Source organism: Herbiconiux sp. VKM Ac-2851 (assembly GCF_013205105.1).
GTDB lineage: Bacteria > Actinomycetota > Actinomycetes > Actinomycetales > Microbacteriaceae > Herbiconiux > Herbiconiux flava.
Genome location: NZ_JABMLJ010000003.1, coordinates 1000397 through 1014263 on the forward strand (window position 1 = coordinate 1000397; position 13867 = coordinate 1014263).

Below are 13867 nucleotides of genomic sequence, written 5' to 3' on the forward strand. Positions count from 1 at the left end.
ATGCACGTCGGAGTCATCGGCGCCGGAGCCGTCGGCGGTGTCATCGCCGCCCTCGCCGACCGCGCGGGCCACGACGTCGACGTCACCGCGCGCGGCGCCCAGCTCGACGCGATCGAGCAGCGCGGACTGCGCCTGTCGGGCCACTGGGGCGAGCACACGGCGCGGCCCCGAGCATCCGCTCTTCTGCACGCAGACAAGGCGCACCCGTTCGACCTGGTGCTCCTGACGGTCAAAGCCCAGGATGCGCGGCCGGCCCTCGAGGCCAACGCCGCCGCCCTGCCCGGCGTGCCCCTGGTCGTCGTGCAGAACGGCCTCGGCGGGGCCGCCGCAGCCGCCGCCCAGCTGCCCGATACCCCGGTCGTCGGCGCGTTGGCCCTGTTCGCCGCCTCGTACCTCTCACCCGGCGAGGTCTCGATCACCACCTCCGCGAGCACCTACCTCGGCCTGCCCCAGGCGACGGATGCCCGCCCGGCACGCCCCGCCGACGACGCCGCCCTGGCCCTCGCCGAACGCGTGCTCGGCGCGCTCCTGCCGATCGAGCGCACCCCCAACTTCGAGGGCGCGCAGTGGACGAAGCTGATCGTCAACCAGATCAACGCGCTCCCCGCCATCACGGGGCTCCCGGTGCAGGAGACGATCGCCGACCCGCGACTGAGGGCGGTGCTCACGGCGAGCATGCGCGAGGCGGTCGCCGTGGCCCGTGCGACCGGGGTGCGGTTCGAGACGCTGCTGGGGCTGAGCGATCCGTTGCTGCGGGCGTTCAGCGCGGCACCGGAGCCACTCGCCCGACTGCTGCCGCGACTGATGGGGAAGCGGATGGGGAGCACTCCCAATCCGGGATCGACGCTGCAGAGCATCCGTCGCGGTCAGCTGACCGAGATCGACCACCTCAACGGTGCGGTGGTCGACGCGGCGAGGGCGCTGGGGCGGGAGGCTCCGGTGAACGCCGCCCTGGTGGAGCTGGTGCACCGCGTCGAACGCGAGAAGGAGTTCGTCGCGCCCGACGCGGTGGCCGCGGCCGTGCAGGCGGCCCGGCGCGGCTGAGCCGCTGAGCCGCTGAACCGCTGACGAACGGCTACCGCACGTACGACCCCGACCGCAGCTCCTCCACGAGCGACGGCCCGTTCGGCTCCCAGCCGAGATCGATCCGCGCCGACGACCCGGTCGCCTGCTGATCGAGCAGCAGCGCATCCGCGAACGCCTCGCCCAGCCGCTCGTGCGCGGCGTCGACCGACGACGGTTCGACCCGCCCGTCGAGCCCGGCCGCCTGCGCCGCCGCCTCGCCGAGTTCGCGCACGGTCGGGTTCTGCCCGCTCGCACCGATGTAGTACGACCCGGCCGGGGCGAGGTCGAAGGCGAGGATGTACAGCTCGGCGAGGTCGTCGACGAACACGGTCGTCCAGTGCTGCTCGCCCGAGCCGATCAGCTCGAGGGCCGGGGCGACGCCCGAGCCGCGCGGCGCATCCACGATCAGGTTCGGGATGCCGCCGCCGTTGCCGAACACGATGCCGGGCGCGATGATCGACGTCTTCACGCCGACGGCCGAGCGCACGCGCGCCTCGACGGGCAGGCGCCAGGAGGTGAGGGCGGGCGGGTCGAACGGCGAGGTCTCGGTGATCGCCGAGCCGTTCCCGAAGATCCAGATGCCCGAGGTGTGCACGTAGGGCTTGTCGCTGCCCTCGAGGCCCGCGAGCACCGCGGTGACGAAGGCGTCGTCGGTGGGGGCGCTCGACTCGTCGCCGGGGGAGGCGAGGTGGATGACGCCGTCGCTCTCGAGGGCGAGGTGCGTCACGATCTCGCGATCGGTGAGCTCGCCGAGCACCGCGCGGGCGCCCAGGGCCTCGACCTCGGCGGCCGAGGAGGACGAGCGCACGAGGGCGACGACGTCGCGCCCCTGCTCGCGGAGCTGACGGAGGACTGCGGAACCGATGAAGCCGGTCGCGCCGGTGAGGAAGATGGCCATACCCCGATTCAACAGGCAAACCGGCCCGCCATTCCAGACGTGGCAGAATGAGTCCCTGCGATCGTGCGCGTCCGTCCGGCGCCGATCCCACCGACACTCCAGAGGAATGCGTGAGCCCCAAAGCCCTGAAGGCCCTCCAGCCGGCCTCCACCGACCCGGCATTCATCCGCAACTTCTGCATCATCGCGCACATCGACCACGGCAAGTCGACGCTCGCCGACCGCATGCTCGGCATCACGGGCGTCGTCAGCGACCGCGACATGCGCTCGCAGTACCTCGACCGCATGGACATCGAGCGCGAGCGCGGCATCACCATCAAGAGCCAGGCCGTGCGCATGCCCTGGGCGCTCGACGGCCAGAGCTACGCGCTGAACATGATCGACACCCCCGGGCACGTCGACTTCAGCTACGAGGTCAGCCGCAGCCTGGCCGCCTGCGAGGGCGCCATCCTGCTCGTCGACGCGGCGCAGGGCATCGAGGCGCAGACGCTCGCGAACCTCTACCTCGCGCTCGAGAACGACCTCACGATCATCCCGGTGCTGAACAAGATCGACCTGCCGGCGGCCGACCCCGAGAAGTACTCGAAGGAGCTGGCGAGCCTGATCGGCGGCGACCCGGCCGACGTGCTGCGGGTCAGCGGCAAGACCGGCGAGGGCGTCGAGGCGCTGCTCGACCGCGTCACCGAGCTCATCCCCGCCCCGGTCGGCAAGGCGGATGCACCGGCCCGCGCCATGATCTTCGACTCCGTCTACGACGCCTACCGCGGCGTCGTCACCTACGTGCGCATGATCGACGGCAAGCTGAGCCCGCGCGAGCGCATCCAGATGATGTCGACCCGCGCCACCCACGAGATCCTCGAGATCGGTGTCTCCAGCCCCGAGCCGACCCCCAGCCAGGGCCTCGGCGTCGGCGAGGTGGGCTACCTCATCACCGGCGTGAAAGACGTGCGGCAGTCCAAGGTCGGCGACACGGTCACGACCGCGGCGAAGCCGGCGACGGATGCGCTGCCGGGCTACACCGAACCCCTCCCCATGGTCTTCTCGGGCCTCTATCCGATCGACGGCAGCGACTACCCGGTGCTCCGCGAGGCGCTCGACAAGCTGAAGCTGTCGGATGCGGCGCTCGTCTACGAGCCCGAGACCTCGGTCGCGCTCGGCTTCGGCTTCCGCTGCGGCTTCCTCGGCCTCCTGCACCTCGAGATCATCACCGAGCGGCTCGAGCGCGAGTTCAACCTCGACCTCATCGCCACGGCCCCCAGCGTGATCTACGAGGTCACCACCGAGGACAAGCGCACGGTCACGGTCACGAACCCGAGCGAGTTCCCGGGCGGCAAGATCCTGAACGTCAAGGAGCCCGTGGTGAACGCCGCGATCCTGGCGCCGAAGGACTACGTGGGCACCATCATGGAGCTCTGCCAGCAGCGCCGCGGCACCCTGCAGGGCATGGATTACCTCGGTGAAGACCGGGTCGAGATCAAGTACACGATGCCGCTGGGTGAGATCGTGTTCGACTTCTTCGACAACCTCAAGTCGAAGACCGCGGGCTACGCCAGCCTCGACTACGAGCCCGCCGGCGAGCAGGAGGCCGACCTGGTGAAGGTCGACATCCTGCTGCAGGGCGAGCAGGTCGACGCGTTCAGCGCGATCGTGCACCGCGACAAGGCCTACGCCTACGGCGTGCTGATGACGGGCCGGCTCCGCGAGCTCATCCCGCGCCAGCAGTTCGAGGTGCCCATCCAGGCGGCGATCGGCGCCCGCATCATCGCGCGCGAGTCGATCCGCGCGATGCGCAAGGACGTGCTCGCCAAGTGCTACGGCGGTGACATCACCAGAAAGCGCAAGCTGCTCGAGAAGCAGAAGGAGGGCAAGAAGCGCATGAAGATGGTGGGTCGCGTCGAGGTGCCCCAGGAGGCCTTCATCGCCGCGCTCTCGGGCGACGTCGAGAAGAAGGACAAGAAGTAGCGGTGTCGGCCACGCTTCCCCGGCCGGCTGCCGAGACACCCCTCAGCTACGCGGCCGTCGGCGCCACCCAGGCGCCCGATCTGCTCTACTTCCCGCCGAAGGGCTTCCGGCCGATGCAGGTGCGGGCGCGCCTCGGAAGCGGGCAGGCGCGGTTCGAGGCGGCGTCGTCGCGGCTGATGGCGTGGGGCGTGCAGCGGGGGGCCGGCATCCGGGTGGGGGAGATCCAGCCGCCGGCGCCGTCCGAGACCGATTGGGCGGGGCTCCGGTACGACGAGGCGGGGGTGCCGCTCGGGCCGCTCGCCGCGCATCCGGAGCAGGCCTACGGAGAAGACGGCACACCGCTCGTCACGGCCGGCACCACGGCCGAGCTCACGATCTCGGCGTTCGGCCTGAAGGTCACGGGCCCCGTTCGCGTGGTGTACCTCGTCGACGAGCCCGGCCGCCTGGGCTTCGCCTACGGCACGCTGCCCGGCCACCCCGAGTCGGGGGAGGAGAGCTTCGTCGTCGAACAGCTCGCCGACGGTTCGGTGTGGATCGTCATCCGCGCCTTCTCGCGGCCGAGCAGCTGGATCTACCGGCTCGGCTACCCCGTGCTGCGGTTCATGCAGTGGCGCTACACCCGGCGCTACCTGCGGGCGCTGCTGCCCGGGCGGGTTCCCCTGGCGCCGGCGACGGCCGCCGACGGCCCCACCGGCGGTCGCTGACCGTGCCCTCCGTCCTCCCGCTCGGCGACCCGGCTCCGGCCGACGGACTGATTCCGCCCCCGGCCGGCCGCGCCTCCGGGGCCGCCCACCGCGACTTCGGCCTCTACGTGCACGTGCCGTTCTGCCGGGTGCGCTGCGGCTACTGCGACTTCAACACGTACACGGCCACCGAGCTGCGCGGGGCGAAGCAGGCCGACTATTGGCAGGAGGCCGTCGCCGAGATGCGCTTCGGCGCCGAGGTGCTCGACCGCTCGGGCTACGCACCGCGGCCGATCTCGACGGTGTTCTTCGGCGGCGGCACCCCGACGCTGCTGCCCGCCCACCAGCTGGCGGGCATGCTGCACGCGGCCCGCGACACCTGGGGCTTCGCGCCCGACGCCGAGATCACCACCGAGGCCAACCCCGACTCGGTCGATGCCGGCTACCTGCAGACGCTCGCCGAGGCCGGCTTCACGCGGGTCAGCTTCGGCATGCAGTCGGCCGTGCCGAGCGTGCTGGCGACCCTCGAGCGCACGCACGACCCCGAGCGCATCCCCGACGTGGTGCGCTGGGCGAAGGAGGCGGGCCTGCAGGTCAGCCTCGACCTGATCTACGGCACCCCCGGCGAGACGATCGACGACTGGCAGCGCTCGCTCGACGCCGTCGTCGCCGAGCGGCCCGACCATGTCTCGGCCTACGCGCTGATCGTCGAGGAGGGCACGAAGCTCGCCCGCCAGATCAAGAGCGGCGTCGTCGCCGCGCCCTCCGACGACCTGCAGGCCGACATGTACGAGCGGGCGGATGCGACCCTCGGCGACGCGGGCTACGACTGGTACGAGGTGAGCAACTTCTCGACCGGCCCCGGCACCCGCTCGCGGCACAACCTCGGCTACTGGGTGGGGCACGACTGGTGGGGCATCGGGCCCGGTTCGCACAGCTACGTGGGCGACACCCGCTGGTGGAACGTCAAGCACCCTGCCGCCTACGCGCAGCGCATCGCCGCCGGGGAGTCGCCCGCCGCCGGCCGCGAGATCATCGACGACGACATCCGGGAGCTCGAGCGCATCCTGCTGCTCAGCCGGGTGCGGGGCGCCCTGCGCACCGACTCGCTCGCGCCCGAGGCGCGCCAGGAGGTCGCCGGGCTGATCGCCGACGGGCTCGTGGACGGCAGAACGGCCCTCCGGGGCGAGATCGATCTCACCCTGAAGGGCCGTCTGCTGGCCGATGCCGTCGTGCGGCGCCTCACCTAGGCGCCACCGGCGTCGGCGCTACTTGATGAACCGGAAGGTGAACGGGTAGCGGTAGGTGCCGCCCGCGTTGACCTTGACACCGGCGATGATCGCGAACACGACGCCGACGATCTGAACCGCCCAGGCGAGGAAGTAGAACAGGAAGCCGATCAGGATCACCGAGAGGATCGTGCCCAGGATGTAGAGGGCGACGACCGCGATCGCGACGGAGATCTGGAAGTTCAGCGACTCCTTGCCCTCCTGGTTGGTGAGGGGGCCGCGGTCTTTGAAGATCAGCCAGATGATCAGCGGCGGCAGGAAGCCGAGGATGCCGCCGAGCTGGGCGAGGAACGCCCACTGCTTGTCGTCGGCCGGCGAGAGCGGCGCCTGCGGAGCTGCCTGCTGGTAACCGGGCTGCTGCTGGTAGCCGGAGCCGGGCGGGGGAGCCTGGTACCCGGGAGGCGGTGCCTGGTAGCCGGGGGGAGGAGCCTGGTACCCGGGAGGGGGCGTGGGCTGACCCGAAGGCGGCGTCGGCTGGCCTGCGGCCGGATCGTTCGGCGTTGCGTTGGGGTCGGTCATTGTCTCGCGCCTTTCAGACGGATGGACGGGGTGGTACACGAGACAAGATAGCGGTAGCCCCGGGGCCGAGCAATGATTTTCGCTCACTGTGTCTCCCCGCGTCCCCAGCCGGTTGTCGGTCCCGGCGCGATATGATTGGCACTCAAGCCGTCTGAGTGCCAAAAGGGAGGTGGTCGACATGGTCTCCGAACGCAGCCTCGAAGTGCTTCGCGTGATCGTGCAGGACTACGTCGCCTCCCGCGAGCCCGTCGGCTCGAAGAGCATCGCCGAACGGCACTCCTTCGGCGTCTCGGCGGCCACCATCCGCAACGACATGGCCCTGCTCGAAGAGGAGGAGCTGATCACGGCTCCGCACACCTCGAGCGGACGGGTGCCCACCGACAAGGGCTACCGCCTGTTCGTCGACCACCTCTCCGAGGTGCGTCCCCTCACGCCGGCGCAGCGGCACGCGATCGAGGCGTTCCTCGACTCCGGTGTCGACGTCGACGACGTGCTCGCCCGCACGGTGCGCCTGCTCTCCCAGCTCACCCACCAGGTCGCCCTGGTGCAGTACCCGTCGCGCTCGCAGGCGCGGGTGCGCCACATCGAGGTCGTCGCCCTCGCCCCCCGCAAGCTCATGACGGTGATCATCACCGACGCCGGCCACGTCGAGCAGCGCATCGTCGACGTGCCGTCCGACATCGACGACAGCCTGATCGGCGAGCTCCGCCAGCGCTTCAACGAGGCGGTCGGCGGCAAGGGCCTCATCGAGGCGGCGGGCGCCCTCGACGGCGTGCCGGAGCGTTTCCCGGCCGAGCTGGCGGCGACCGCATCCGTCGTCGCGGCCACGCTGAAGGAGCAGGTCTCGGCCAACCGCCAGGAGAAGCTGCTGATCGCCGGTGCCGCCAACCTGGTGCGCACCGAAGACGACTTCCACGGCAGCATCCTGCCCGTGCTCGAGGCGGTCGAGGAGCAGGTCGTGCTGCTGCGCCTGTTCAGCGAGCTCGAGGCCGACCAGCGGGGCCTCCTCGTCTCGATCGGCCGTGAGAACGAGTCGTTCGGCCTCGGCGAGACCTCCATCCTCGCGAGCGGCTACACCGGCATCGGCAGCGCCATCTCGCGCCTCGGCGTGCTCGGCCCGACCCGCATGGACTACTCCAGCAACATCTCCGCGGTGCGCGCGGTCGCGCGCTACCTCTCCCGAACCCTCGGCGAGACCGGCAGCGCGAGCTGACCGTCGACCCGATCCCCGAACCCCCCACGACTTCCGGACGACAACGAAGGAGAAGCCCCTGGTGGCTGACCATTACGACGTGCTCGGCGTCTCGCGCGACGCGACTCCCGAAGAGATCAAGAAGGCCTACCGCCGGCTCGCCCGCGAGCTGCACCCCGACGTCAACCCGAGCCCCGAGGCCCAGGAGACGTTCAAGGCGGTCACCCACGCGTACGACGTGCTGAGCGACCCCGGGCAGCGCCGCGACTACGACCGCGGCCCGCAGCAGGGCTTCGGCGGCGCGGGCGCCCAGGGCTTCGGCGGCTTCGGCGACATCTTCGAGACCTTCTTCGGCGGGCAGGGCGGCGGCAGCCGAGGCCCGAAGTCCCGTGCCGAGCGGGGTCAGGATGCACTGCTCCGCGTCGAGGTCGACCTCGGCGAGGTCATCTTCGGCACCCACCGCGACCTCGAGGTCGACACCGCCGTGCTCTGCGAGACCTGCAACGGCTCGTGCTGCGCCCCGGGCACCGCTCCGGTCACCTGCGACATCTGCCACGGCTCCGGCTCGATCCAGCGCACCGTGCGCTCGCTGCTCGGCAACGTCGTGACGAGCGCCCCCTGCGGCACCTGCCGCGGCTACGGCACGATCATCCCGAACCCGTGCCCCACCTGCCAGGGCCAGGGCCGCGTGCGCGCGCGCCGCACCCTCCCCGTCGACATCCCCGCGGGCGTCGACACGGGCCTCCGCCTGCAGCTGCCAGGCCAGGGCGAGGTCGGCCCGGCCGGCGGCCCCCAGGGCGACGTCTACCTCGAGATGAAGGTGCGCCACCACGACATCTTCTCGCGCAACGACGACGACCTGCTCTGCACCCTCGAGGTGCAGATGTGGGATGCGGTGCTCGGCACGACGACCACCATCAAGGCCCTCGACGGCGACATCGAGATCGAGCTGAAGCCCGGCACGCAGAGTGCCGAGGTGCTCACGGTGAAGGGCCGCGGCGTCACGCATCTGCGCGGCAACGGGCGCGGCGACCTCCGGGTGGGCATCCAGGTGGTCACCCCCACGAAGCTCGACCACAAGCAGAAAGAGCTCATGAAGCAGCTCGCCTCCGCCCACAAGTACCCGGCGCCCTCGCTCGGTCAGTTCCAGCAGGGGCTGTTCGCGAAGCTCCGCGACCGCTTCCTGAACGTCTGAGCCGCCGGTGAGCTCCCTCTTCCTGCTCGACGAGCTGTCGGTGGTGCCGCACGAGCTGGGTGACGTGGTCACGCTCGGCGGCGACGAGGCCAAGCACGCGGCGACGGTGAACCGGATGCGCGTGGGCGAGCACACCGCCATCGGCGACGGTCGCGGACTGATCGTCGAGGGCGTGGTGGTGCGGGCCGAGGCCAAGGAGCTCGACCTGGCGGTCGAGCGGGTGCACGAGCATCCGGAGCCCTCGCCCCGCATCGTGCTGGTGCAGGCGCTCGCCAAGGGCGACCGCGACGAGCTGGCCGTGCAGACGGCCACCGAGCTCGGCGTCTCGGGCGTAGTGCCGTGGCAGGCCGAGCGCTCGGTCTCCCGCTGGGCTGGGCCCAAGGCCGTCAAGGGCGTCGAGCGCTGGCGCAGCATCGTGCGCGAGGCGGCGAAGCAGTCCATTCGGCCGTTCGTGCCGCCGGTCGGCGACCTGGTCGACCTGCCCGAGCTGATCGCCGAGACCGACGGCTGCCGGATGCTCGTGCTCGAGCCGAGCGCGACCACCCGCCTCACGTCCCTGACGTTCGGAACCACCGCCGCTGGCGACGCCGACGAGCGCTCCATCGTGCTCGTCGTGGGCCCGGAGGGCGGCATCTCGCCGCGCGAGCTCGAGAAGCTCGACGAGGCGGGTGCCGAGACCGTGCGGCTCGGCGACGAGGTGCTGCGCACGTCCAGCGCGGGGCCGGCGGCGATCGCGGTGCTGAACGTGGCGCTGGGGCGCTGGTAGGTCGGTATCGGCGGCGCGGGTGCCGGCAGCCGGACGCTGGTAGCGAAACCCGCGTCAAGGCCCCGGTCGGCCCCTCCTCGGTGTCGGCGGTCGAACCTAAGATGGAGTCATGTCCAGCGAATCCGAGTCCCCCTCGATCTTCTCGCGCATCGTGGCCCGTGAGATCCCGGCCACGATCGTGCGCGAGACCGACCGCGTCATCGCCTTCGAAGACATCGCGCCCAAGGCCCCCGTGCACGTGCTCGTGGTGCCGAAGACCGAGCAGTACCGCGACGTGGTCGAGCTCGCCGCGGGCGATCCGGGCCTCCTGGCCGAGATCGTCGCGACGGCGCAGTCGATCGCCGAGGAGCGCGCCGACGGCGAGTTCCGTCTCATCTTCAACACCGGCGAGAACGCCGGTCAGACCGTCTTCCACGTGCACGCCCATGTTCTCGCGGGCGGGCTGAAAGAGTAATTTGGCTCCCACCGAACCCACCCCCCAGGCCTCCCGGGGCACCAGCTCCTCCCGCGCCGACGGCTCACCCCGGGGCGAGCGCTCCGAGGCGAAGCTGCACATCGACGGCATCGAGATGGTGCGCCTGCTCGGCCCGCAAGACCGGCTGCTGACCACCGTCGAGCGCCGCTTCCCCGAGGTCTCCGTGCTCGTGCGCGGCAACGACATCACCATCTCCGGCCCGGCCGATCAGGTCGACGCCGCCCGCCGCCTCGTCGAGGAGCTGCTGCAGATGGTGCGCAACGGGCACGAGCTGACGCCCACCGAGGTGTCGTCGTCGGCGCGCATCCTCGAGAACGACCGCGGCTCGAGCCCGGCCGAGCTGCTCAGCCAGGCCATCGTCACCGCCCGCGGCAAGAGCGTGCGACCGAAGACCCTCGGCCAGAAGGAGTACGTCGACTCGATCGACAAGAACACCATCGTCTTCGGCATCGGCCCCGCCGGCACCGGCAAGACCTACCTCGCCATGGCGAAGGCCGTGCAGGCGCTGCAGCGCAAGGAGGTCGAGCGGATCATCCTGACCCGCCCGGCCGTCGAGGCGGGGGAGCGCCTGGGCTACCTGCCCGGCACCCTCACCGACAAGATCGACCCCTACCTGCGGCCGCTCTACGACGCGCTGAACGAGATGATGGACCCGGAGATCGTGCCCAAGCTCCTGGCGGCCGGCACCATCGAGGTGGCACCGCTGGCCTACATGCGCGGTCGCACGCTGAACAACTCCTTCATCGTGCTCGACGAGGCGCAGAACACCACGCCGGAGCAGATGAAGATGTTCCTCACCCGGCTCGGCTTCGGCTCGAAGATGGTCGTCACGGGCGACATCACGCAGGTCGACCTGCCGAACGGCACCTCCGGCCTCCAGGTCGTCAGCCGCATCCTCGACCGCATCGACGACATCCACTTCGCTCTCCTGACGAGCGCCGACGTGGTGCGGCACACCCTCGTGGGCCAGATCGTCGACGCGTACACCGAGTACGACCAGGTGCAGCTGGCCCGCCAGCAGGGGCACGACTTCAGCAGCGAGCGCGATCGCCGCTACACCAAGGGAAAGCGGTAGACACCCCGTGTCGATAGAGGTCAACAACGAGTCGTCGGTCGAGGTCGACGAGACGGCGCTGCTCCGGCTCGCGACGTTCGCGCTCGACTTCCTGCACGTCCACCCCGACGCCGAGCTCGCGATCGTGCTCGTCGACGAGGCGGCGATGGAGCAGCTGCACGTGCAGTGGATGGACGAGCCGGGCCCCACCGACGTGCTCAGCTTCCCGATGGACGAGCTGCGCCCGGGCACGGAGGACATGCCGACCCCCGCGGGGCTCCTCGGCGACGTCGTGCTCTGCCCGCAGGTCGCCGAGTCGCAGGCGCAGACCGCCGGGCACTCCACACTGGAGGAGCTGCTGCTGCTGACGACCCACGGCATGCTGCACCTCCTCGGCTTCGACCACGCCGACGCCGAGGAGGAGCGTGAGATGTTCGGCATCCAGCGCGACATCCTGGTCGGCTACGCGATGAGCGAGCGCCGCCGCCGGTAATGACGATCGTCGTCTTCCTCCTCGCCGCCGTGGTGCTGGTCGCCCTGGGCGGCCTGTTCGCAGCGGTCGACTCGGCGATGACGTCGCTGTCCCGCGGCGACATGCTCGACCTCGCCGAGCGCTACCGGGCCAAGCGGTCGCTCCGTGCCATCGCGAACGACGTGGGCGCGCACCTCAACGCCGCGAACTTCGCCCGCGTCGTGTTCGAGACCACTGCGGCGGTGCTCGTCACCATCTCCTTCGCCTTCACGATCGACGAGCTGTGGATCGCGCTCGTCGTCTCGGCGGTGGTGATGATCGTGGTCTCGTTCGTGCTCGTGGGGTCGAGTCCCCGCAGCGTCGGGCGCGTGCATCCGCGGGTCGTCGTGCGCTACGGCGCCGTGGCGGTGCACATCGTGCGGGTGTTCCTCGGCCCGATCGCGAACCTGCTCGTCGCCATCGGCGACCGCGTCACCCCGGCCCGCGCCCGCTCGGCAGGCTTCGCCTCTGAGGAGCAGCTGCTCAGCATGGTCGACGAGGCCACCGAGCTCGACGTGCTGGAGGAGGACGACCGGGAGCTCATCCACTCCATCCTCGAGTTCAACGACACCGTCGTGCGCGAGGTGATGATCCCTCGCACCGACATGGTCACGATCGACGACGACGCCACGGTGGGGCACGGGCTCGGTCTCTTCCTCAGCAAGGGCGTCTCGCGCATCCCCGTCGTCGTCGACGACGACGTCGACGAGATCGCGGGCGTGCTGCACCTCCGCGACGTCGCCCGGGTGAGCTACGAACGGCCCACGCTCGTCGACACGATGCCGGTGCGCGAGCTCGCCCGGCAGCCCCTGTTCATCCCCGAGTCGAAGAAGGTCGACGACACCCTGCGGCAGATGCAGACCGAGTCGAACCACCTCGCCATGGTCGTCGACGAGTACGGCGGAATCGCCGGCCTCGTCACGCTCGAAGACCTGATCGAGGAGCTGGTCGGCGACATCTCCGACGAGTACGACCGCGACGTGGTCGAGATCGAGCCGCTCGACGACGACGCCGGCTACCGGGTCAGCGCCCGGCTGCCGGTCGACGAGCTCGGCGAGCTGTTCGACCTCGAGCTCGACGACGACGACGTCGACTCCGTCGGAGGCCTGCTCACCAAGGCGCTCGGCCGCCTGCCCGAGGCGGGTTCCACCGCCGAGGTGCTCGGCCTCGTGCTCACCGCCGACCGCATCGACGGCCGGCGGAAGCGGGTCGTCACGGTGCTCGTGCACCGCGCAGAGCCCGCCGACCCCGACAATGGGCAGGAGCCTGCCGACGACGTCGCCGCCGGCACCGCCCCCAGCAAGGAGAACGCATGACCGACACCGGCACCCCCGGCCCCGACGACTTCCGGGCGGGCTTCGTGACCTTCGTCGGCCGCCCCAACGTGGGCAAGTCGACCCTCACGAACGCGCTGGTCGGCGAGAAGGTCGCCATCACGAGCCCCAAGCCGCAGACCACCCGGCAGACCATCCGCGGAATCGTGCACGACCCGGCCGGGCAGCTGATCCTCGTCGACACCCCCGGCATGCACCGCCCGCGCACCCTGCTCGGCGAGCGGCTGAACTCGCTGGTCCAGTCCACCCTCGGCGAGGTCGACGTGATCGGCTTCTGCCTGCCGGCCGACGAGAAGCTCGGCCCGGGCGACCGCTTCATCAACGAGCAGCTCGACCAGTACCCGAAGGCCAAGAAGGTCGCGATCGTCACGAAGATCGACTCGGCCTCGAAGCAGCAGGTGGGGGAGCAGCTGCTCGCGATCTCCGAGCTCCGCGACTGGGAGACCGTGGTCCCCGTGTCGGCGACCAGCCGCATCCAGCTCGACGTGCTCACCAGCGAGCTCATCCGTCTGCTGCCCCGCTCGGAGCGGCTCTACCCCGACGACCAGTACACCGACGAGGGCATCGAGAGCCGGGTCGCCGAGCTCATCCGCGAGGCGGCGCTCGAGGGCGTGCGGGACGAGCTGCCGCACTCCATCGCGGTGACGATCGACGACATGCGCCAGCGGGAAGACAAGGAGCTGGTCGAGATCTACGCCAACCTCTTCGTCGAGCGCGACAGCCAGAAGGGCATCATCATCGGCCCGAAAGGCTCCCGCCTCGGCGAGGTCGGGGCGCGTGCCCGGGCCGAGATCGAGCCGCTGCTCGGCAGCCAGGTCTACCTCAACATCCGGGTGAAGGTCGCGAAGGACTGGCAGCGCGACCCGAAGCTGCTCGGCCGGCTCGGCTTCTGAGCGGGCATCCGGATGCGCGGTCTGATCGCCGT

At 70.6% G+C, this 13867-nt stretch carries 14 protein-coding genes; 12 read left to right on the plus strand and 2 right to left on the minus strand.

Features of this window, described 5'->3' with window-relative positions; all coding sequences use genetic code 11:
- Complete coding sequence (locus tag HQQ85_RS17975; RefSeq protein ID WP_173183842.1) at window positions 1–1044, plus strand: ketopantoate reductase family protein; 1044 nt, start codon at window positions 1–3, stop codon at window positions 1042–1044.
- 31 nt (window positions 1045–1075) lie between these two features.
- Here the strand turns inward: HQQ85_RS17975 and HQQ85_RS17980 are convergent, their stop codons facing one another.
- A complete protein-coding gene (locus HQQ85_RS17980; RefSeq protein ID WP_173183843.1) occupies window positions 1076–1963 on the minus strand; it encodes an NAD-dependent epimerase/dehydratase family protein in 888 nt (295 codons plus the stop codon).
- A 110-nt stretch (window positions 1964–2073) separates the two neighbouring features.
- On the opposite strand from HQQ85_RS17980, the gene lepA reads away from it, so the two are divergent.
- The 3 genes from lepA to hemW are packed head-to-tail and all read left to right on the plus strand — an operon-like array spanning window position 2074 to window position 5857.
- A complete protein-coding gene (lepA, locus tag HQQ85_RS17985; protein WP_173183844.1) occupies window positions 2074–3924 on the plus strand; it encodes a translation elongation factor 4 in 1851 nt (616 codons plus the stop codon).
- A 2-nt stretch (window positions 3925–3926) separates the two neighbouring features.
- Window positions 3927–4628: a DUF1990 family protein gene (locus HQQ85_RS17990; RefSeq protein ID WP_371741952.1), complete on the plus strand. Its 702-nt coding sequence runs from the start codon at window positions 3927–3929 to the stop codon at window positions 4626–4628.
- A 2-nt stretch (window positions 4629–4630) separates the two neighbouring features.
- Window positions 4631–5857, plus strand: a complete 1227-nt coding sequence (gene hemW / locus HQQ85_RS17995) for a radical SAM family heme chaperone HemW (protein WP_173183845.1) — start codon at window positions 4631–4633, stop codon at window positions 5855–5857.
- Between the two features lie 18 nt (window positions 5858–5875).
- Here the strand turns inward: hemW and HQQ85_RS18000 are convergent, their stop codons facing one another.
- Window positions 5876–6415, minus strand: coding sequence for a DUF4870 domain-containing protein (locus HQQ85_RS18000; protein ID WP_173183846.1), 540 nt, complete (start codon window positions 6413–6415; stop codon window positions 5876–5878).
- A gap of 178 nt (window positions 6416–6593) precedes the next feature.
- Between HQQ85_RS18000 and hrcA the strand changes: the two genes are divergently transcribed.
- From hrcA to era, 8 genes are all read left to right on the plus strand, one after another.
- Window positions 6594–7628, plus strand: coding sequence for a heat-inducible transcriptional repressor HrcA (hrcA, locus tag HQQ85_RS18005; RefSeq protein ID WP_173183847.1), 1035 nt, complete (start codon window positions 6594–6596; stop codon window positions 7626–7628).
- Window positions 7629–7689: 61 nt separating this feature from the next.
- Window positions 7690–8802, plus strand: a complete 1113-nt coding sequence (gene dnaJ / locus HQQ85_RS18010; protein WP_173183848.1) for a molecular chaperone DnaJ — start codon at window positions 7690–7692, stop codon at window positions 8800–8802.
- 7 nt (window positions 8803–8809) lie between these two features.
- Window positions 8810–9568, plus strand: coding sequence for a 16S rRNA (uracil(1498)-N(3))-methyltransferase (locus HQQ85_RS18015; protein ID WP_173183849.1), 759 nt, complete (start codon window positions 8810–8812; stop codon window positions 9566–9568).
- Between the two features lie 109 nt (window positions 9569–9677).
- Window positions 9678–10022 (plus strand): histidine triad nucleotide-binding protein, encoded by a 345-nt coding sequence (locus tag HQQ85_RS18020; protein WP_173183850.1) that lies wholly within the window; start codon window positions 9678–9680, stop codon window positions 10020–10022.
- 115 nt (window positions 10023–10137) lie between these two features.
- The gene (locus tag HQQ85_RS18025; RefSeq protein WP_173183982.1) at window positions 10138–11118 is read left to right on the plus strand and encodes a PhoH family protein; all 981 of its coding nucleotides are present in this window, start codon (window positions 10138–10140) and stop codon (window positions 11116–11118) included.
- Window positions 11119–11125: 7 nt separating this feature from the next.
- Complete coding sequence (gene ybeY / locus HQQ85_RS18030; protein ID WP_173183851.1) at window positions 11126–11590, plus strand: rRNA maturation RNase YbeY; 465 nt, start codon at window positions 11126–11128, stop codon at window positions 11588–11590.
- Window positions 11590–12924, plus strand: a complete 1335-nt coding sequence (locus tag HQQ85_RS18035; RefSeq protein WP_173183852.1) for a hemolysin family protein — start codon at window positions 11590–11592, stop codon at window positions 12922–12924. The genes ybeY and HQQ85_RS18035 overlap by 1 nt, the downstream gene beginning before the upstream one ends.
- The gene (era, locus tag HQQ85_RS18040) at window positions 12921–13835 is read left to right on the plus strand and encodes a GTPase Era (protein WP_173183853.1); all 915 of its coding nucleotides are present in this window, start codon (window positions 12921–12923) and stop codon (window positions 13833–13835) included. Before HQQ85_RS18035 ends, era begins: the two co-directional genes overlap by 4 nt.
- Window positions 13836–13867 lie beyond the last annotated feature (32 nt).